The sequence below is a fragment of the Pseudomonas fluorescens genome (genome assembly GCF_001307275.1).
Lineage (GTDB): Bacteria > Pseudomonadota > Gammaproteobacteria > Pseudomonadales > Pseudomonadaceae > Aquipseudomonas > Aquipseudomonas fluorescens_AA.
Genome location: NZ_CP012831.1, coordinates 6,102,708 through 6,121,237, shown reverse-complemented (window position 1 = coordinate 6,121,237; position 18,530 = coordinate 6,102,708). Strand labels below are relative to the sequence as shown.

General features: G+C 61.6%; 18 protein-coding genes. 6 read left to right on the top strand and 12 right to left on the bottom strand.

The annotated features are described in order from the left end of the window. Positions 1-76: 76 nt before the first annotated feature. The 11 genes from AO356_RS26905 to AO356_RS32665 all read right to left on the bottom strand — a co-directional run bounded on the left by AO356_RS26905 (position 77) and on the right by AO356_RS32665 (position 11,081). The gene (locus tag AO356_RS26905; protein ID WP_203225767.1) at positions 77-778 is read right to left on the bottom strand and encodes a helix-turn-helix transcriptional regulator; all 702 of its coding nucleotides are present in this window, start codon (positions 776-778) and stop codon (positions 77-79) included. A 3-nt stretch (positions 779-781) separates the two neighbouring features. Next, the gene (locus AO356_RS26900) at positions 782-1,714 is read right to left on the bottom strand and encodes an NAD(P)-dependent alcohol dehydrogenase (protein WP_060742383.1); all 933 of its coding nucleotides are present in this window, start codon (positions 1,712-1,714) and stop codon (positions 782-784) included. 179 nt (positions 1,715-1,893) lie between these two features. Then, positions 1,894-2,673, bottom strand: a complete 780-nt coding sequence (locus tag AO356_RS26895; RefSeq protein ID WP_060742382.1) for an SDR family NAD(P)-dependent oxidoreductase — start codon at positions 2,671-2,673, stop codon at positions 1,894-1,896. A gap of 60 nt (positions 2,674-2,733) precedes the next feature. Continuing rightward, on the bottom strand, positions 2,734-3,993 hold the full coding sequence (locus tag AO356_RS26890; RefSeq protein WP_060742381.1) for a TIGR02270 family protein: 1,260 nt from the start codon (positions 3,991-3,993) through the stop codon (positions 2,734-2,736). Positions 3,994-4,012: 19 nt separating this feature from the next. Further along, entirely contained in the window at positions 4,013-4,891 is an 879-nt protein-coding gene (locus AO356_RS26885) for a hypothetical protein (RefSeq protein WP_060742380.1), read from the bottom strand. A 21-nt stretch (positions 4,892-4,912) separates the two neighbouring features. After that, positions 4,913-5,998 carry a PAAR-like domain-containing protein gene (locus AO356_RS26880; protein ID WP_060742379.1) on the bottom strand — a complete coding sequence of 362 codons (1,086 nt, stop codon included), beginning with the start codon at positions 5,996-5,998 and terminating at the stop codon, positions 4,913-4,915. Then, positions 5,998-7,038, bottom strand: coding sequence for a beta-ketoacyl synthase N-terminal-like domain-containing protein (locus AO356_RS26875; protein ID WP_103309686.1), 1,041 nt, complete (start codon positions 7,036-7,038; stop codon positions 5,998-6,000). The genes AO356_RS26880 and AO356_RS26875 overlap by 1 nt, the downstream gene beginning before the upstream one ends. Then, positions 7,032-8,147: a DUF2169 family type VI secretion system accessory protein gene (locus tag AO356_RS26870; RefSeq protein ID WP_060742377.1), complete on the bottom strand. Its 1,116-nt coding sequence runs from the start codon at positions 8,145-8,147 to the stop codon at positions 7,032-7,034. The genes AO356_RS26875 and AO356_RS26870 overlap by 7 nt, the downstream gene beginning before the upstream one ends. A 15-nt stretch (positions 8,148-8,162) precedes the next feature. Beyond that, positions 8,163-8,618, bottom strand: a complete 456-nt coding sequence (locus tag AO356_RS26865; RefSeq protein WP_060742376.1) for a DUF6484 domain-containing protein — start codon at positions 8,616-8,618, stop codon at positions 8,163-8,165. A gap of 16 nt (positions 8,619-8,634) precedes the next feature. Next, positions 8,635-10,860, bottom strand: a complete 2,226-nt coding sequence (locus tag AO356_RS26860) for a type VI secretion system Vgr family protein (RefSeq protein ID WP_060742375.1) — start codon at positions 10,858-10,860, stop codon at positions 8,635-8,637. A gap of 29 nt (positions 10,861-10,889) precedes the next feature. Then, positions 10,890-11,081, bottom strand: coding sequence for a hypothetical protein (locus AO356_RS32665; RefSeq protein ID WP_152032449.1), 192 nt, complete (start codon positions 11,079-11,081; stop codon positions 10,890-10,892). Positions 11,082-11,363: 282 nt separating this feature from the next. On the opposite strand from AO356_RS32665, the gene AO356_RS26855 reads away from it, so the two are divergent. The 6 genes from AO356_RS26855 (at position 11,364) to AO356_RS26830 (ending at position 16,893) form a co-directional block, all read left to right on the top strand. Further along, complete coding sequence (locus AO356_RS26855) at positions 11,364-12,068, top strand: heavy metal response regulator transcription factor (RefSeq protein ID WP_060742374.1); 705 nt, start codon at positions 11,364-11,366, stop codon at positions 12,066-12,068. Beyond that, the gene (locus AO356_RS26850) at positions 12,068-13,441 is read left to right on the top strand and encodes a heavy metal sensor histidine kinase (RefSeq protein ID WP_060742373.1); all 1,374 of its coding nucleotides are present in this window, start codon (positions 12,068-12,070) and stop codon (positions 13,439-13,441) included. Before AO356_RS26855 ends, AO356_RS26850 begins: the two co-directional genes overlap by 1 nt. A 129-nt stretch (positions 13,442-13,570) precedes the next feature. Continuing rightward, a complete protein-coding gene (locus AO356_RS26845) occupies positions 13,571-13,831 on the top strand; it encodes a DUF2790 domain-containing protein (RefSeq protein ID WP_060742372.1) in 261 nt (86 codons plus the stop codon). A gap of 44 nt (positions 13,832-13,875) precedes the next feature. Further along, positions 13,876-14,928 carry an oxidoreductase gene (locus AO356_RS26840; RefSeq protein WP_237140776.1) on the top strand — a complete coding sequence of 351 codons (1,053 nt, stop codon included), beginning with the start codon at positions 13,876-13,878 and terminating at the stop codon, positions 14,926-14,928. Between the two features lie 69 nt (positions 14,929-14,997). Further along, the gene (locus AO356_RS26835; RefSeq protein WP_060742371.1) at positions 14,998-16,320 is read left to right on the top strand and encodes an NTP/NDP exchange transporter; all 1,323 of its coding nucleotides are present in this window, start codon (positions 14,998-15,000) and stop codon (positions 16,318-16,320) included. Between the two features lie 72 nt (positions 16,321-16,392). Next, positions 16,393-16,893, top strand: coding sequence for a lipocalin-like domain-containing protein (locus AO356_RS26830; RefSeq protein ID WP_060742370.1), 501 nt, complete (start codon positions 16,393-16,395; stop codon positions 16,891-16,893). Between the two features lie 84 nt (positions 16,894-16,977). Here AO356_RS26830 and AO356_RS26825 read toward each other — a convergent pair whose 3' ends face one another. Next, complete coding sequence (locus tag AO356_RS26825; RefSeq protein WP_060742369.1) at positions 16,978-18,465, bottom strand: aldehyde dehydrogenase family protein; 1,488 nt, start codon at positions 18,463-18,465, stop codon at positions 16,978-16,980. Positions 18,466-18,530: the final 65 nt, after the last annotated feature.

Below are 18,530 nucleotides of genomic sequence, written 5' to 3'. Positions count from 1 at the left end.
TCTTCAGCAGGCACAACACTCATGTCCACCTCCAGCCCCACAGGGGAAATGTGCTGGCCATAGAGCAAGTGGGCTGCTAGCTGCAGTCTTTCTGTTTGCACGGGTGCGCGTCCCGGGAGCGCCATTCCTTGACCAGCTGTTGCCGGGGACGGGCGTAGCGCTCCTCCAGGAAACCCACCTCGACGATCCGGTCCGTTCGGAACAAACGATAGTCGCCGCGCAGTTCGCACCAGCCTGCGATATACCGCTGCGCCTCGACGAACCCCAGCATGATCGGCCAGAGGGTTCGTTGCGTCTGCTCCCCATTTTCGTCCTTGTAGACGATCTGCATTTTGCGTTGTTCGCGAAGCGCCAGCCGGACCTGCGCCAGATCCAGCGCCGCCGGGGCGCCTTGATTGCGGCTGACGTAAATCGTGTCGTTGTCCAAGGTCCGCCGCATGTGTGGCGGCAGGACGCTGTCGATCTTGGCCAATGCGTTTTGAACGGCGTGGGCCAGGCCTTCATCGGTTTGGCGGCTGACCCATTGCGCGCCGGCCATCAGTGCCTGAATTTCTTCCTCGGTGAAACTCAATGGCGGCAACAGAAAACCCGGACGCAAGATGTAGCCAACACCGGGCTCGCCAACGATGTCCGCCCCCATCGACTGCAGCGTGATGACGTCCCGTCGGATGGTACGCAATGAGACATTCAGCTCACGGGATAGCGTGACACCGGAAACCGTTCCGCGATGACGCCGAAGCACTTGCATGAGGTCGAACAATCTATGGCTTCTTGACACGCTTCAGTCCATGGCTACAAGGGCCTTGCCACGCAGCTTCCTGCCTCCCTCGATGGCCGCGATAAGCTGGATCGCATCGTCAAGAGGCACCACTTGCGCCACAGGAAGCCGGAAGCTGCCATTCTGGGCGGCTTGGGCGAGCGTGTCGAGGACCTCGGGGCGCGGTGTGCAGATGACGGGTTTCAGGCGCTTATCAAAAAAGGAGCGAATGAACTTGCCAGGGCTTGGATTCAGATCCAGCAGCACGCCGCCTTTACGCAGCAGGTTGAGGCCGACCGGCAGGGCCATGGTGGCTGCCGTGTCATACACCACATCAAAACGTTCAGGCAGCCTGGACAGATCGGTTTTGCGATAGTCGTGAACCGTATCGACCCCCAGTTGCCGCGCCCGCCCTAGCGTCTCTTCACTGCACGAACCGGTGATAGTGGCCCCCACCATGCGCGCTATTTGCACGCAGGCTTCACCGACCGCGCCACTGCAACCGTTGATGAAGACGCGCTGGCCCGCGGTCAGCCCGGCCTTGTCCCGCAATCCGTTCCAGGCTGTCGTTCCCGGAGTCCCGAGGCAAGCGGCTTGTTCAAAGGAGACATTCTCGGGTTTGCTGGCCAGCAGCGATTCCTTGGTGACCACGGCTTCTGCCAGCGCACCACTTTCCTTGAAGCGAGCGAGACCAAAAACAGCATCACCCACTTTAAACCGCGTCACGTTGCTGCCCACCGCCATGACGACGCCGGAGAAATCCATGCCCATGGCCCGGGGGAAGGACCTGCCCGTAACGATCTTCATCTGCCCGCTGCGCAACTTCCAGTCGATAGGGTTGATGGCGGCGAATCTGACTTTCACAGCGACTTCGCCTTGACCCGGTGAAGCCAACGCAAAGGCTTCGAGCTTCATCACCTGCGGCCCGCCGTAATTGTGATACTGGATACGCTTCATAGCCGACGCTTACTCTGGATGATTGGTGAGGTAGAAACAGGGATGGGGCAGGGGCGTTGTTTCCAGCGCATCGTTTCCTGCGGCCAACCATTTCACTCTAACCATCGACAGGGTCAGTTTCTGTCACCATTGTTTTGCCAGGCTATAAGCACGAGCGGCCGCTGGGGCCCACGTTCAGATCAAGGGGCCTTGTTCTCCACCAGGCAGTTTCCGCCATCCACCACGATGACTTCGCCCGTGATGTAGCTCGCCTCTGAAGACGCCAGAAAAGCCACCAGTGCCGCCACCTCTTCGGGACGTCCCGCCCGGCCCATCGGCGTGTAGCCTGCCGCCTTGGCTTCCTCGGCAGTGGTCGACCCTGTGCTGATCCAGCCGGGAGCGACGCTGTTTACAGTCACTCCTTGCTTGGCGACTTCCAGCGCCAGGCTCATGCTCATTCCGACCATCGCGGCCTTCGCGGCGCTGTAAGCCGCTTCACCGGGGTTACTGCAGCGGGTGCCGGTCGTGGAGCTGATGTTGACGATGCGCCCGTATCGGCGCGCCCGCATGCCGGGCAGAACAGCCCGAGTCAGCAGAAAAGCCGTGGTGAGATTGCGCGCCAGTGTCAGGTTCCAGGTGTGCAGGTCCATGATCGCCAGCTCGGAAAAGCACTCCGGACTGCCTTGCATGGCCATGCCCGCGTTGTTCACCAGAATATCGACCTGCCCCCAGACGGACTCTGCCCACACCATAAACTCACGCACCTGGTTTTCATCGGTAAGATCGATGGCCCGCCCTTCGACTTCGAACCCTTCGGCACGCAATTCCGCGACGCGCTCAAGGATGCGTGCACTGCTCGCGGTGATGATCAATCGGGCGCCGGCGGCGCCCAGCCTGCGCGCGATCGCCATGCCGATGCCGATCTCACTGCCAACCCCACTGATGAGTGCCACAGGGTTCTGTCCAGTTGCGTTAGGCATGGTGCCTCCAGAGGGGGGTAAGTGATTGCCAGGTGTCGGAGCGCTATATAAACATCCTGATCAACGCCCGAACAGCGCCGTCATTCCCAACAAGCGCTTTTGCCGCCAAGCCGGTGCGCTGGTAGGGAAAAGCACTTCGTCTGGCCGGAAGCGGGCGAGACCGCAGGCCGCGGCGATGCGCTGGCGTTGCTGGCCGCGGGCAAGGGCTTGCTGAAAGCAGTGTTCGCTATGGGCCAATCCCAGCATGTAACGAGTCCCCACCTGAAAGTGTCCGCCGTTGGCTTGCCACCATCGTTCGATTGCCTGTGGGTCGGGCCAGGGCAGGTTTTCATCGGGGTCCATGGCGACATTGGGATCTTCAGGGTTGTCGTTCGGGCCTGCATCGAAATCCGGCAGGTCCTGCAATTCCAGATCAAGCAACGCCAAGTCAGCGCCGCTGATCAGGCTGAAGGCTTCACCGGCGACGCGGGCGTAGGGCAGGTCGCTCATCTGCTGGATCAACCAGGGCACGCTGACCGGATCGCCCAGCAATCCAAGGGCGTGGAGGCCGATGCGCCGATCCCGGGGATCCTGTACCAACTGCCGTATCCAGGCGATGCTGGGTTCGCGTTCTTGCCAAGCCAGCAGTACGCAGAGCGCGCGGTACTGGAACTCGCCCGGTTGCTCGGCGAATGAGCGTAGAGGCTCCAACGCCTGCTGGTCGCCCATTTGGACAGTGGCCCAATTGGCCCAGAAGCGCGTGGCGGCGTCCTCATGCTGGCGGTGGGCACGCATCGTCGGGAACAGGTCACGCCGGCGCAATTCGCCAACCGTGCGGGCGGCACGTGCCAGCACGCTTGGGTCGGCATCGGAAAGTCCGGCCAGCAGGGCGGGGCCGGGGTCGCGGCGATGCATGCCGCAGGCCGCAAGGCCGAGACGGCGAAACAGCGGCTCGGGGGAGGCGAGCATACGTTCTATCCACGGAGACACCCGTTCCCAGTCGAGCCAGCCCAGGGCCATCAGGTAACCGCGCTCCGTTTCCAAGGCTCTGCGCAACTGCTCGCTGAGCCGCGACAGCACTTTGCCGTTGGCCGCCTCGAAAGCCAGCACCACGCTGGCGAACATCTCGCCGATAGCGTGTGGGCCGAGTTGGCCCAGCAGCGTTTCCAGCCCCGCTGGGCCGGCGATACGCAGGCCATCGAGATGGGCGTCGATGCGGTTGTCGAGCGTGCCGAGGTGGTCCAGATCGTAGTGCGGCGCACGTACGGCATAGTCCCTTAGGACCGCGAGGAAACTGGCCTCTTCGGTATGTTGGTCGAGAATCGGTGACAAACTTTCCATGTATTTCTCTGCATTCGTCTCAAGGACTGGGTATGCGTGTCCAATTCGCTCCGTCAAAAGCGGCAAGGTGTCGCTCACCGGATGACCATAGGCACTGCTCATTCGCGTCGAGGTATCTGAAGGTCTGATCGCCGGGAAGTCCTGTCTCGACCTTCTCCAGCTTGTCGCCTTGTAGCGTATAGAGGGCTTTGGTGGTTGACAGCCAGAGTTGATCATTGAACCAGGCCATGTCCCAGAAGGTATCTTCAGTGAGCTCATGCTCAACGAGCTCCCAGCGGTCGAGACGACCTCGCATGACGATGCCCAACTGGCCGGAGATGTAAACCACGCCATCGGGCGCGCAGAGAACGTTTTCCAGAATGATGTTGGTCGGGCTTTCGCTGCGCTGCCAGGTACCCTGCCAGCGGTACCAGATTTCGCCCTGGTTACCGGTGGCATAGATTTCATCTTCATTAAAACCGTCGATGGACTCGAAGCCACTGAGGCTGTCGGCGGTCGGGTCTTCGACCACCCCTTTGTCGCAGCGCTGCCAGACTCTGTCCTTTCGAACATAGACTTGGCGGCCGAAGCCGGTGGCGTAGACATTTGCACCGATAGGGCGGATGTCGCGCAGCAAACCGTGCTTGCTGGGTTTTTCCGCGACGATATCCTCGTAGGCTTGCCCGTCAGGCGCAGCGCGATGAACGCGACCATCGGCACACAGCGTCAGGATTTCGGGAGGTGCGCCGCGAACGGCGCAGATACCGGCGCAGATCCCTTGAACATAATAGTTGTCCCATCCTCCGGTCCATCGAAAAACGCGGGTGCCGGGCTCGCGTTTGGAGTAGGCGAGTACATAGACGCGGTTTTTATCAAAGACCGCTACTCGGCTCAGCGTCCAATCCAATGTTTGAGTCATGTCGTCCCTGCTCCAATTGAGCTACCAAGCACTGATAGTGACCTCTGGGATCATTTCGTGGGCCAGCTCTTTCTGATTGTCTTGAAGGTTGGGGGTGTGAGTCCTCACTGGGGTTTTGTCCCTGACTCCCACCGTATTCTTGTGGTAAGCGTCTAGCTGCGCTTCCAGGCATTTCTTTGAGCATTTCGATTTCGGAAAGGTTTGCTGGAGCGCTCGCACGCCCGCTCCACGGGATTGGCCATAGTTCCAGGCGTAATCCTTTTGAGCGGGCGGCGCGCGCTCTATCGCGGCCTGTTCCAGCTTGCCTTGGGCTGCATGCATGAAGCCATGATCCCCTTCATAACGTCCGCTTCCGTCCTGAGGGCATTGCACGCAAATGCACGGTGCGTCTTTTTCGTCGTAGTTGGGGAATTGAGGAAGCGGCGTCTGGCGATTCGTGCCTGGCACTGTAAAACTGTGAGCTTCAACGAGGTGGTGGCCGGTTTCGCCAGGACAACAGGCTACTTCACTGTTCTGCGCCTTGGAGTCCGCCTGTTTCTTGGAGACCAGCAAACACTTTTTTGCGGCCGTACAGGCCTTGTCGCCACACCGTTCGGCTTTGGTCTTCAACTCCCCACATGCCTTGTTTTTCCTGGCGACTTCTTTCTTGCAACGCTCCACGGGCGCCGTCGCGGAGGCGTCGGTATAAGCCCATGGAGGCGTATTTCCGGGTTTGGACGCATGGTTGTGAGTCATCAAGTCTAAATGCCTGACGACATTTTCCCCTTCGAACTTCACGTCCATCGACCAGGCAATGAAGTACACCTTTCCCTTGATCTTGCTGGTCACCACGCCTTTCTTCGGCGTATTCCCGGCTTCATCTCCCGTACTGGTCTTGAAACAACTCTTGTCTTTGAGCATCACCTCTTTGCCGGTGATTTTGACCGTTCGCGTCCCCCTGGTCGTATCCTTCGCCATGCCGGTATTGGGGTAGGGGATCGGCACCCCCAGTGGGGTGGGCGGAGCCTGGGGCGGGGTGAAGCAGACATCCGGGAAGCAGGCGATCGACTTGCCCGCCGCCGACTTGCAGGAGACTTCCATATTGTTGGCGTAGACTTCATTCGCCATCAGGCAGCCCTCACAGTCTGATAACTGAGCAGCGCGACGGCGCGCTCGCCAGCGTCGTTGCCAAGATGGCAGAAGATATTCGGACCTTCGCCGTAGCCCTTGCGACTGGCGGCCAACGCCACCGCGAGCATGGCCGGGCCGATGGCGGCGCCGACTTCGCCGATGCAGTCGGCCGGATGCCAGAGATGGAAGAACTCCTTGCGCACGCGCAGGGTCCGGCTGAGGGCCAGGGAGGCTTCTTTGAAGTAGTACTGCTCGCCGGAGATGTCGGTGAGCCGATAATCCATTTGCTCCAACCCACAGCCGGCTTCGCCAAGGGCTGCCCGTACAGCTTGTGTCAGGCCTTCGGCGCGCAAAGGAATGTCTTCGGCCTCCACGGTGGCCTTCTCCATACCGAACCCCAGGCCGATGCAAGCCAGTTGCGGCGTTGCGCTGGCCACCGGAGCAGCCAGTACCACAGCCGCAGCCCCTTCGCCGGGAATAAAACCGTTGGAGTTCTCGCTGGTAAGCAGGCGCTCGCGCTCTTCGAAGGCGGCCAGGGTCGGTCCGCAAAGGAAGGAGTCGACGCCGGCGACCAACACGTGGCGATGGCCGCCTTGATAGATCAGCGTGCGTGCATTCAGCAGGGCCACGGCGGCGCTGACCCGGCCGCGGGCGATGATGGTGGAGTCCGGGTGAAAGCGCAGGCCCAGTTCCGCTTCGATGTCCTGCAACAGTCTTCTATCGAGGCCATCCAGACGGCCGGGGCGCTCGGCTTCGGCCACGCCCAGCAGCAGCGGGGTCTTTTCCGGGTCAACCCCGGGGGTGCTCTGTAACGCCTCGGCGATGGCGCGGGCGGCCATCTTGAGCAACTTGATGCGGCCGCGCCAGGGCTGTTCCAGAGGTACGCTGGCGGCAATCAACCACTCGCCACCTTGGTCGATGAAACGGGTTTCCTGGAAATTGTCGATGGCGCAGCGGATCGCCGCGCAGCTTGCGGGTGCAGTGAGGCCGACAGCGCTGACCATGCCGGAGCCGATGATACAGAGCGCGGTCACCAGTCCGTCTCCTCGGGCGCCTGCTTGGCTTTTACCAGGGAGGACAGCGACGGGTAGTAATCCTTGCCCAGTTCACGGGCGCGCCACCAGCCCGTGGACATCGTGCCGACCAGCACCTGGGCGATCTCGAACAGGTTGCGCTGCAGGGGACGGGACACTCGCCAGGTCAGTTGCACCTGGCGTGCGTCCGTGTCGATCAGCAGGGTATCGATCACCGCCTGCACAGTCTCATGGCCGCCTTTTTTCAGGAAGAAAGTCACTGGCACGTCCATTTCGGGGATGCGAAAGCTCGCGTGCTCCCGGGGCGTGAGGTTGAGCAGCAGCACGTCCTCGCCGCCACGCGGGTAAGGAATCTGCTGGTCGTCGGGGGCCGCCTGGAAGTAGCGACGGTCGAAATCCTGCGGCAGAAACGGAAAGCAGTCGGCCAACCAGGCTTCGTCGTAAGTACCGGCAAACCGGACGCGTTGCGGCCAACTACGGCCAATGGGACCGAGCGCCATGGGGCGAAAGTCGCCGGAGGGGCTGTCGATCGGCTTGCCCAGCTCCTCGGTATTGGGCATTGGCTTGCCGGCGATTTGCGCACTGTCGATGCTGCCTGGAAACCAACCGCAACCACTCGGATTGTCCGGATACCCATGCAGCATGTCCGGCTTGTTGGCCATGGGATGGGAGCCTCCGTAGGCCTGGGCATAAGAGATGTCCTGCTCGGTAAAGGGCTGCGGCAAACCGGGAGAAACACCCAATAGCCCCGGTTGCCATCGGCGGGGCCCGAGGACGGAAAAGGCCTTGCTCATCTGACCGACGCGAATGCCTGCGGCCAGTTGCGTCACGGGCCGCCCGCCTGGGGCATAGGCCTTGCCGCGTACCAGCACATCGCAGAATGGCTTGATCGGGGCGAAGTCCATTTCCTGCAGCGGGGCACTGAGGCCCGGTTCGCCGACGAATGCATCGGCCATCAACAACGGTTGCTGGGTGTCGGCGAGGGTTGCCGCCCGGCCGTCCAGGGGCAAATTGAACGTGCCTTTGGCCACGATCACCAGGGATTCGCGGCCATCGGGCTCCATGCCCTGGGTGTAGGCAGCAAGCAGTTTGCTGGCGTTGAGCAGCTCCATGAGTCGACTACCTGTCTAGTTGATCTGCACCGAACCGCCCTTGATGCGGTTCACGCCGGATGATCGGCTTGAGAGGTAGGTCCCACGGATCAGCACCTTGCCTTCGCGGGTGAGGGTAATGCTGGCCTTGCCGCAGCGCAGGACGATTTCCCGCTCCGCGGTGAACTCCAAGCGTTCGCCGTCCAGGTGGGCGACGGCCGGCGTCGAGGTTTGCGGCAGGCGCTGGATGCGGCCGATCACCAGGGGCCGGGTCAGGTCGCCGGCCTCGAACATCAGCGCGACCTGGGCCCCGATATCCTCGCGACTGAGGGGGGTGGTGGTACGCGCGGGGAGGCCGCCGTCAGCAGGGCAGCCGGGAAACGCCACGACCGGGGCGTCCGCCTTGGGCACATCCAGCAGCAGGCCAATCACGACGCCATCCACGCGCGCCGGCGTGGCAGTGGAGGAGGGCAGGTAGTATTCGACAGTCATCACGCACGCTCCATGGCTAGTTCTGCAGAATCTTCTGGCCTTTGACGACCACGTTCTTGTTGGCCTTGATCTTGATCGCGCCGGAGCCGTCGATGGTGATGTTCTTGCCGCTGATCATGATGGTGCCGTCCTTCTTCATGGTGATGCTGGCGTCGCCCGTCGTCAGGCTGATGGAATCGCCAGCGGTGAGGGCAAAGTGCTTGCCGACGTCCAGGCTGTCGTTCTGATTGATGCTGGTGTTGCGGTTCTGGGCAACGTCGCGGGACTCGTTCTGGCCGATCTGGGTACTCTGGTTGCCGTTGATCTCGATGCCTTCGTTGCCCTGGACCGTTTCGTTACGGTTGCCGCTGATGCCGATGGTCTCGTTGCCACCCACGTCCTCGGTCCGGTTGCTGGCAATGCTGATTTTTTCGTTGGCGCCGACTTTTTCCGTGCGGTCGGCACCGATGGTGATGGTCTCGTTGCTGCCCACCTTCTCGGTGCGATTGGCGCCAATGGTGATTTTCTCGTCGCTGCCGACATCCTCGGTGCGGTTCACACCAATGGAGATGGTTTCGTTATTGCCGACCTTTTCCTTGCGATCCACACCAATGGTGATGGTTTCGTTGTTATCGACGGTTTCGGTGCGATCGTGTTTGACGTGCACGGTCTCGTCGTTGTCGATGGTCTTGCGGCGGTCATGGCCAACCCAGTGGGTCTCGTCGTTCTCGACCTCGATGTCCTGGTTTTTCTCGGCGTGGATAAACAGCTGCTCGGCGCCTTTCTTGTCCTCCATGCGGATTTCATTGAAGTTGGCCGGCGAGCCGCCCTTGCTTGAACGGCTTTTCACCCCGCTCTGGGTGGCATTGGCGGGCAGCCCATAGGGCACGGTCTGTTCGGCGTTGTAGACGCGCCCGGTGATAATCGGCCGATCCGGATCGCCTTCGAGGAAACTGACGATCACTTCCTGACCGATCCGCGGGAGCTGCACGGATCCCCAGTTCTTACCGGCCCAGGCCTGTGAGACGCGAATCCAGCAGGAGCTGTTTTCATTGGACTGGTCATGGCGGTCCCAATGGAAATGCACTTTGACCCGGCCATACTGGTCGGTCCAGATCTCCTCGCCACTGGGGCCCACCACCACGGCGGTTTGCGGTCCGCGGACGATGGGCATCGGCGTGAGGGGCAGAGGACGGAAGGCCTGGTTGGCATCCATGCAGTCCAGCTCGCTGACGAACTGTTCGGCGACGTCCGACTGCCCGCTTTCATAGGCATCCTGACGAATCTGATAACGGGCGGCCACCACCAGATACTCACGGTTCTGGTCCGCACGGTCATATCCCGTCAGCGAGAACACATGACCGCAACCGATGCCGCGGGCGCGTCCGCGCAACTGCACACGCTCGAACTGACTGTGAATGGCTTCGATGCGAGTACGCGCATAGTGATCGCCATCGTTGCTCTGGACGTATTCACCGGGGTAGTCGTAGAGCGGGTAGTCGGCGTTGGTGTGGTTGCGCGGTACGCTGGAGCGCACCTCGAGGCTGGCGCGCGGGCGCAGGAAGTCGTAGTCGTTCAGCGCCAGCGAGCCGGGTTGGACTTCCCGTGCCAGTTGCCAGTCGTAGAAATGGTCGCGCTCACGCATTTGCCGATCGGGCGGGTAGAAGGGCACCGAGGCATAGTCCGCCGCCGTGGAGTGGGCACCATAGGCATCGGCCAGCACCAGCACATGACGGTTTTTTTCATGGCGAAAGTAGTAATAGATGCCTTCCTGCTCCATCAGCCGACTGACGAAGTCGAAGCTGGTTTCACGGTACTGCACGCAATATTCCCACTCACGGTAGCTGCCGCTCAGGCTGTCTTCGAAATCGGAGAAGCCGAGGTCACGGAACACCTGCTTGATGATGTCCGGCACTGTCTTGTTCTGGAAAATCCGGCAATCAGAGGTGCGCGTAAGCAGCCAGAACCAGGGCCGCAGGCTGACGCGGTAACCGGCGAACTGGCCGTGCCCGGTCAACTGCCGGCAACTGCAGACGATGCCGTGGAAATAGCGCTTTGCGCCGTCGTACAGCTCCAGGGTCAGGCCCATCGGCTTGCCTAGCAACTGGTCGAACGTGATCGCCCGGTCTTCGGAGGTCAGGTCCAATTCGTAGTGGAACAGCCGTCCCAGCTCTTCGCTGCCGTCCATGCTTTGCAGCAACAGGACATCGCCACCGAGGGGACTGTCGACCTGCACCAAACGGTTGTTTTGCGTGATTGCCATGAGCGGCTTCCTTGGCTCGGGTACGGGCGTCAGTTGGCCGTCGTAAGAAAGGTGGCGCCGTAGGCAAGGGCGCCGCCAAAGGGAACATGAAAGGAAATCAAGCTCAACGTTTGCTGCACATCCACCACAGAGGTGATCTCCTTATCGGTCTTGCGGTCTTCAATTAGCGTGAGCGTACGAGCAGAACTGGGACGTGCGGATTGACGTTTGCAGGGAGCCATTTTATGGCACCTCTGACCTGCTAGAAACGTTCCAACATACCCCTGGTGGGGCGGATACTGAGGTCAAGATAGGTGAGTGAAAGGCCGTTTGCTTAGTTTTATTAGCTATACATTCGATTCCAAATAAGAATAAACAATGAAATGGAGATGAGCCTGTCGACAAGTTGGAGGCACTCAGCCATCAAGCCGTTTCTGACAAGAATGTCAGGAAGCGGTCAGCCTCCAGACACCTTCGCTGTCTAGACTCATTGAGTTGCCCCGCTGCTGCAGAGGAGTCACCTGATGCGTTTGCTCATTGTCGAGGACGAAGAAAAAACCTCCTCCTACGTCCATCGTGGCTTGACCGAGCTTGGCTACATTGTCGACGTCGCGACCAATGGCATCGATGGGCTGCACTACGCGCTGGAATGGGACTACGACGTGGTGATCCTGGATGTGATGCTGCCGGGCAAGGACGGCTATGACGTGCTGCAAGGCCTGCGCCTGCAAAAGAAAACCCCGATCATCATGTTGTCGGCCAGGGGGACGGTGGATGATCGCATTCGCGGCCTGCGCGAGGGCGCCGATGATTACCTGGGCAAACCTTTTTCATTTGCCGAGCTCGTCGCGCGCGTCCAGGCCTTGATCCGTCGCCGCACAGGTGACACGGCCGACCTGACGCATCTGCGCATCGACGACCTGGAGGTCGATCTGCAAGCGCGCAAAGTGACCCGGGGAGGGCTGCGGCTGGACCTGACGGCCAAGGAGTTCTGTCTGTTGAGCCTGTTGGCGCGGCACCAGGGCGAGATCCTTTCCAAGCTGATGATTGCCGAGCAGGTCTGGGACATGAACTTCGACAGTGACGCCAACGTGGTCGAGGTCGCGATCAAGCGGGTCCGCGCCAAGGTGGATGCCCCGTATCCGCGCAAGCTGCTGCATACCGTTCGCGGCATGGGGTATGTATTGGAAAGCCGAGAGGTAGATAGCAGGCAAAGTGGTACGCCTTGATGAAACGATCGATTGCCAAGCGGCTCGCCCTGATGTTCGCCCTCGCTGTCCTGCTGATCATGTCGATCAGCGCGACACTGTTGCGCTGTTCCTTGAAGCAATCGCTCGATGAGCAGATGCAGAACGAGCTGATCCTGCGCCATTCCGTGCTCGACCCGGTGCTGGCGAAATACGATTCGCCGACGTTCTGGGTCGGCTTGCGCCAGAAGCTCGACGGCCTGACACCCGCGGATGAACGGGTCCGCTATTGGATCCTGGTCGATGACCCGGCCTTTAGCTACGGCGGAGCGATGCCGGACGGCCAGGATTGGTCGACGCGCTCCGATGGGCTTTTTACCCTCGATCTCCCTGAGCGCGAGCGTCCCATGATGGTGTTGCTCAAGACCATTGCGGCCATGGGCGACCGTCCGGAACTGCGCTTTATCGTGGGGCTGGATTCAACGCCCTTCAGGAAGACCCTGGACCACTTCACCAAAATACTGATCCTGACCTCGGCGTTGGGCATCGGCTTGGTTGCACTGCTCGGTTACTGGATCGCGCGCTTCGGCCTGGGGCCGGTGAGGCGCTTGAGCCGTCAAGCCAATAGCCTGCCGCCGGGGGATTCGAAACAGCGACTGGACACCGAGGCGCTGCCGGGCGAATTGCAGGAACTGGCGGTGTCGTTCAACGGCGCCCTGGCGCGCCAGGAAGCGGCCTGGTGCCAACTCGAAGGGTTCAATGCCAATGTGGCCCATGAACTGCGAACGCCCTTGACCAACCTGATCGGACAGACCCAGGTGGCATTGGCTCACGGGCGCGAGGTGAGCGAGCTTCAGGACTTGCTGCAGTCGAACCTCGAAGAGTTGGAGCGGATGGGCACTATCGTCAACGACATGCTGTTCCTGGCCGGCGCCGAGAGCGGCCAACGGGCAACCGAGCTCAGTGATGTCTCGCTTTATGAGGAGGCGGCGAAGACGGTGGAGTACCTGGAACCGGTCTTGCACGACAAACAGCTGAGCGTGGTGATCCAGGGCGACATGCGCGTGTGCATCGACCGACGCCTTTTTCACCGCTCCCTGGCCAATCTGCTACAGAACGCGGCGCGATACGCGGTGCCGACCAGCACTGTCACAGTAAGCCTGGTCAACCACGGCATGCAGGTCGAGGTGAGCGTGTCCAACGCCGGCGAGCCCATCGACACCGTGCACCTGGAGCGTTTGTTCGAGCGTTTCTACCGCGCCGACGCCGCCCGGACGCGAAGCGATGCGCACCATGGCCTGGGCCTTTCCATCGTGCGTGCGGTGGCATCCATGCATGGTGGGCGCGTGTTCGCCCACAGCGAGAACGGGCTCAACACCTTCGGATTTTCCTTGATGAACCAGGCGGCGTCTTAGTCGTCGCCCCGCGAGTAAAACCCGCCCGCGTTTGACATCTTCCCGTCAGCCAGCAGTCACCTTGACGTCAGTCGCCCCCGCCTAGAGTGCTACGACCATCCCAACGAGGACAGTGTCGTGGAGTCCACTATGAAAATTCAAAACCTGTCGATTGCCGGCCTGCTGGTCGTCATCGCCCTGAGCGGTTCGCCGCTGCTCGCCAAAGAACAAACGCAAGTCCCGGCCTACGAATATGGCATGCCGCTGGACATCGCCAAGGTCATCCGTATCGAGGCACCGACATCGCCGATGTGCGAGGTCGTGCAAGCGAAGATGACCTACTTGAATACCCAAGGGGCAAAGAAACACGTCAGCTTTCTGCAGTTGGCCGAGGCGTGCTCGAAACAGTGACCGTCCGGCGATGCCGGTTCATTCTTCAGACAGGGACCATCACCATGAATAGCACAACAACACCCGTCATTGGCCGCATGAGCACCATGAGCCGGCTCGGAAGACTGGCGAAAACCCTTGCCGCGGGCGTCGCGCTGCTCAGTGCGGTGAGTATCGAGGCGTCCACGCGCATTGCACCGAAACCAGACTGGTCGACCGGCGACATACCGTCCCAGAAAGGTCGGATTGTCCTGATCACCGGTGGCACCAGCGGCATGGGCTACGAGGATGCGCTGGCCTTGGCGCGCGCCGGCGCCGAAGTCATCATCGCCGCGCGCAACCCGGAGCGTGGCGCACAGGCCATTGCGCGTATTCGCCAGTCGGTGCCCGACGCCAAGGTGCAGTTCGAGGCCGTGGACCTGGCCGATCTTTCATCGGTGCGCGGCCTGGCCCAGCGGCTCAATCAGCGACTGCCGCGCCTCGACGTGCTGATCAACAACGCCGCCGTCATGGCGCCTCCCGAGCGGGGGACTTCCGCTGATGGCTTTGAACTTCAACTGGCCACCAACTACCTGGGGCACTTCGCGCTGACCGGCCTGTTGGTGCCGCTCTTGCGTCAAAGCGAGGATGCCCGCGTGGTGAGCCTGTCGAGCATTGCCGCAGCGCGCGGCGCGATGAACCTCGATGACCTTCAGAGCGAGCAGAAATACGACCCCTACGCGGCCTACGCACAATCGAAACTGGCCGTGCTGCACTGGGCCTTTGCCTTGCAGCGGCGCAGTGACGCCGAAAACTGGGGCATTCGCAGCATCGCGGCGCACCCCGGCGTTGCCGTGACCGAGTTGGTCGAACGGGGTCCGGGCCTCGACAGCGAGTTCGGTCGACGCTGGGCAAAGGACCGCGACGCGTACCACTCAGCGGCACAAGGGGCGTTGCCCACGTTGTATGCCGCCACGGCTGCCCAAGCTACAGGCGGGGCATATTACGGCCCGACCGGTGACGGAGAAAGACGCGGTCCGCTGGGGTTCGCCAAGACCCCGCCTGCCGCCAGCACGCAGGCGGATGCCGAGCGGCTCTGGGCGGTCTCCGAGCGCCTGACCGGCGTGACCTATCGCTGATGCGACCCTGGGCGCGGGCGTCCGTCCCGCGCTTGACCTTTGGCTTATTGCCGTCTCCCCGGAGTCCCTATGAGTACGCCTTCCTATGTGCACCGGCTGAGTCTCGCCCTGAACGCCCGCGATGGCGAGTTGCGTCCGGCGCTGTGCGGGTTCCTGCTGTTTCTTTGCCTCTTCACCGGTTACTTCATGCTGCGTCCGATCCGTGAGTCGATGGGCATCGCAGCGGGGGTGGAAAATTTGCAATGGCTGTTTACCGCGACCTTCCTGGTCATGCTGGCGGCCGTGCCGTTGTTCGCCTGGCTCAGCGCCCGAGTACCGCGCTTGCGCCTGATCGACTGGGTGTACGGCTTCTTTGGCTTCAACCTGCTGATGTTCGTCGAGCTGTTCCAGTTCCAGCCCGACAGTATCTGGCTGGCCCGGGTCTTTTACGTCTGGATCTCGGTCTATAACCTGTTCGTCGTCTCCGTGGCCTGGAGCCTGATGGCGGATGTATTCGACAGCGAGCAGGCCAAGCGTCTGTTTGCCTTCATCGCCGCCGGGGCCAGCGTTGGCGGCCTGCTGGGGCCGACCCTGAGCGCGCTGCTCATTGGTCCCTTTGGCGCCTCGGGGTTGATGTTGCTGGCGGCCTTGTTGCTGGGGGCCACGCTGGTGTTGAAGCGAGCGTTGATGGGGTGGCGCGAAAAGGGCGGGGCTGGCCGTCCCGGCGCCGCGCCGACGCAAAGCCCCCGGCAGCCACTGCAGGGCAATCCGTTCAGCGGTTTTACGGCGGTGCTCAGGTCATCTTACCTATTGGGAATCGCCGGGTTCGTTGTGCTGTTGGCGACGGTCAGTACCTTTCTCTACTTCGAGCAGGCGCGCCTGGTGGCCGAGCTCTATCCGGATCGCGCGGCGCAAGTGCGCATCTTCGGCACTATCGACCTCATCGTGCAGGCCGGTGCGTTGCTGTCCCAGCTGTTCATCACTGGCCGTATCGCGCCGAAACTGGGGGTGCGTGCCTTGCTGGCCATCGTGCCGCTGCTCATGTGCATCGGCTTCCTCGGCCTGGCGTTGGCGCCGGGGTTCGCGCTGCTGGCAGCGCTGATGATCGTGCGACGGATCGGCGAGTACGCGTTCGTCCGGCCGGGTAGGGAAATGCTGTTCGCCCCCTTGGATGCCGAGAGTAAATACAAGGCCAAGAACTTCATCGATACCGTGGTCTATCGCGCGGGTGACGCCCTGAGCGGCTGGGCCAAGAGCCTGCTCGACCTGCTAGGGCAGGGCGCCGGTGCGGCAGCGATGATTGGCGCCTGTTGCGCGCTGCTGTGGGGGTACTTGGGCTGGCATTTGGGGCGGCGGGCGGACAATGCCGCGTCCCGGGAGCTGCGCTTGGCGGCCATCGCGGCCAGGGCATGAAGACCGTGCCCACCAAGATCAAACCTACTTTATTGTCCGTCGCATCGTTGCGGCGAGTGAAAGGTGATGCGGATGAGTTTGAAAAACAAGGTACTGGCGGTCGGTGCGGTGATTGCCTGCTTGGCATTCTCCAGCGTGTTTGCAGGCAAAGAAAACGCCTTGGTCGGGACATGGCGCATGGTCAGCGCAACCGTTGAGAGTCAGGGCAGCCGATCAGAGGCTTATGGTCCCAATCCCCATGGCTGGCTCGTGTTCACGCCAGAGCTGACGTTTGTCGAAGTACTCACTGATCCGCGCGTGCCGGTGTTTCGATCCAATGCGCGTGGCGAAGGCACCGATGAGGAGAACCGGGCCGCAATGGCGGGGAGCATCGGTTTCTTCGGGCGATACACCGTCGACCAGAACGGTGAGTTCACGGGCAATACTGTCCAAGGCTCTACGTTCCCGAACTGGGTGGGCGCTGTGCGTACCCGGGACGACTTGCAGTTGAAGGTCGACGGTGACCAGATGGTGGAGGATTTTCGCCGCCCGGATGGGGCGAAGGTTCACATCGTCTGGGAGCGTGTGAAGTGATGTGCCCGAGGGCATTCGGGCACATCTGCCATCGAAGGGTGGACAGCTGGCACCGAAGCCCGAGGCGCTGCGAGAAAAGGGTGTCTAGGTACGCAAAGCACCTTCAGGCGATTCGCCAAACCCCACGATCGCCTTGGTTTCCAGGTATTCCTCAAGGCCGAAGACGCCGTACTCACGGCCATTGCCCGAGCGCTTGTAGCCCCCGAATGGCGCCATGGGGTTCCAGGCCGGGTAGTTCAGGAGCACTTGCCCCGCGCGAATTCGAGAAGCCACCGCGCGCGCCAATTCAAGATCCTGCGATTGAACATGAGCACCAAGCCCATAGACCGTGTCGTTGGCGATAGCGACTGCCTCGTCGATGGTTTCGTAGGCAATGATGCACAGCACCGGCCCGAAGATTTCTTCCTGGGCGATCCGCATGGCGTTATCCACCTCGGAAAAAACAGTCGGGCGGGTGTAGAAGCCTTTTTCAAACCCCGGCACGCGTCCGAGCCCGCCGCAGAGCAGTTTTGCGCCCTCATGCAGTCCGGTCTCGATCATGGCTTGCACGCGATTGAACTGGGCTTCATTGGCGATGGGGCCCAGTACCGTTTCCGGTGATTGCGGGTCACCCACGATGATCCCGTTGGCGGTGGCGGCCGCCAGCGCTTCGACCTCCGCCAGTCGGTCCTTGGGCACGATCATCCGGGTGGGGGCGCTGCACGATTGTCCGACGTTGCGCAACGCCGTCATCACGCCCAATGGGACGGCTTTGGCAAAGTCGGCGTCGGGCAGCAGGATGTTCGGGGATTTGCCGCCCAGTTCCTGGCCGACCCGTTTCGCCGTCGCGGCGGCCGCCTGGGCCACCAGCGCCCCTGCGCGATTCGAGCCGGTAATCGAGATCATGTCGATATCGGGATGGGCGGCCATTGCAGCCCCGACGACATGGCCGCTGCCGTTCACCAGGTTGAAGACACCCGGTGGAACGCCTGCGTCATGGACCACTTGCGCAAACAGCAGGGCGCTCAGCGGCGACAATTCACTGGGTTTGAGCACCACCGTGCATCCAGCCGCCAGCGCCGCGGCGACTTTTGCGGTGATTTGATAAAGCGGCCAGTTCCACGGGGTGATGAGGCCGCAGACGCCGATGGGTTCGCGTTGGATCGCGGTCCCGTTCTCGACGGTCTGGAAACGATAGGTGGACAGCAGGTCGCGGGCGACCCGGACGTGCTCGGCGGCCAGGGGCACTTGCATTGCCCGTGCAGAACCGATGGCGGCGCCCATTTCCAGGGAGATCGCCTGGGCGAAATCTTCTTTGCGCTCAAGGATAAGCTCATGGAGCTTGCCCAGCACCTGCGCACGCGACGCCGTGGAAGTGGCCGACCAACCGGCAAACGCGGCACGCGCCGCCGCGACCGCCCGATCGACATCTTCGGCAGACCCGCTGGCGACCTGAGCGACGACCTCTTCGGTCGCCGGATTGACCACCGGCAAACTGGCCGGGCTGACCGGCGCAGACCAACCGCCATTGATATAAAACAGCTGGGCGGTTTGCGGATCAACGCTGTAGCTATTCGAAGATTGAGTAGTCATCCAAGGTGTTCCTTTAGAGCGGTATGTCGAGCCTGCTCAATAAGCTAACAAAGCAGCCCAGACAA

Coding starts and splice junctions, on each gene's coding strand:
- AO356_RS26845 (WP_060742372.1), top strand. CDS start 13,571: ATGAAAATTCAAAACCTGTCGATTGCCGGCCTGCTGGTCGTCATCGCC.
- AO356_RS26830 (WP_060742370.1), top strand. CDS start 16,393: ATGAGTTTGAAAAACAAGGTACTGGCGGTCGGTGCGGTGATTGCCTGC.
- AO356_RS26835 (WP_060742371.1), top strand. CDS start 14,998: ATGAGTACGCCTTCCTATGTGCACCGGCTGAGTCTCGCCCTGAACGCC.
- AO356_RS26885 (WP_060742380.1), bottom strand. CDS start 4,891: ATGACTCAAACATTGGATTGGACGCTGAGCCGAGTAGCGGTCTTTGAT.
- AO356_RS26860 (WP_060742375.1), bottom strand. CDS start 10,860: ATGGCAATCACGCAAAACAACCGTTTGGTGCAGGTCGACAGTCCCCTC.
- AO356_RS26840 (WP_237140776.1), top strand. CDS start 13,876: ATGAATAGCACAACAACACCCGTCATTGGCCGCATGAGCACCATGAGC.
- AO356_RS26855 (WP_060742374.1), top strand. CDS start 11,364: ATGCGTTTGCTCATTGTCGAGGACGAAGAAAAAACCTCCTCCTACGTC.
- AO356_RS26825 (WP_060742369.1), bottom strand. CDS start 18,465: ATGACTACTCAATCTTCGAATAGCTACAGCGTTGATCCGCAAACCGCC.
- AO356_RS26865 (WP_060742376.1), bottom strand. CDS start 8,618: ATGACTGTCGAATACTACCTGCCCTCCTCCACTGCCACGCCGGCGCGC.
- AO356_RS26850 (WP_060742373.1), top strand. CDS start 12,068: ATGAAACGATCGATTGCCAAGCGGCTCGCCCTGATGTTCGCCCTCGCT.
- AO356_RS26870 (WP_060742377.1), bottom strand. CDS start 8,147: ATGGAGCTGCTCAACGCCAGCAAACTGCTTGCTGCCTACACCCAGGGC.
- AO356_RS26880 (WP_060742379.1), bottom strand. CDS start 5,998: ATGGCGAATGAAGTCTACGCCAACAATATGGAAGTCTCCTGCAAGTCG.
- AO356_RS26900 (WP_060742383.1), bottom strand. CDS start 1,714: ATGAAGCGTATCCAGTATCACAATTACGGCGGGCCGCAGGTGATGAAG.
- AO356_RS26895 (WP_060742382.1), bottom strand. CDS start 2,673: ATGCCTAACGCAACTGGACAGAACCCTGTGGCACTCATCAGTGGGGTT.
- AO356_RS32665 (WP_152032449.1), bottom strand. CDS start 11,081: ATGGCTCCCTGCAAACGTCAATCCGCACGTCCCAGTTCTGCTCGTACG.
- AO356_RS26890 (WP_060742381.1), bottom strand. CDS start 3,993: ATGGAAAGTTTGTCACCGATTCTCGACCAACATACCGAAGAGGCCAGT.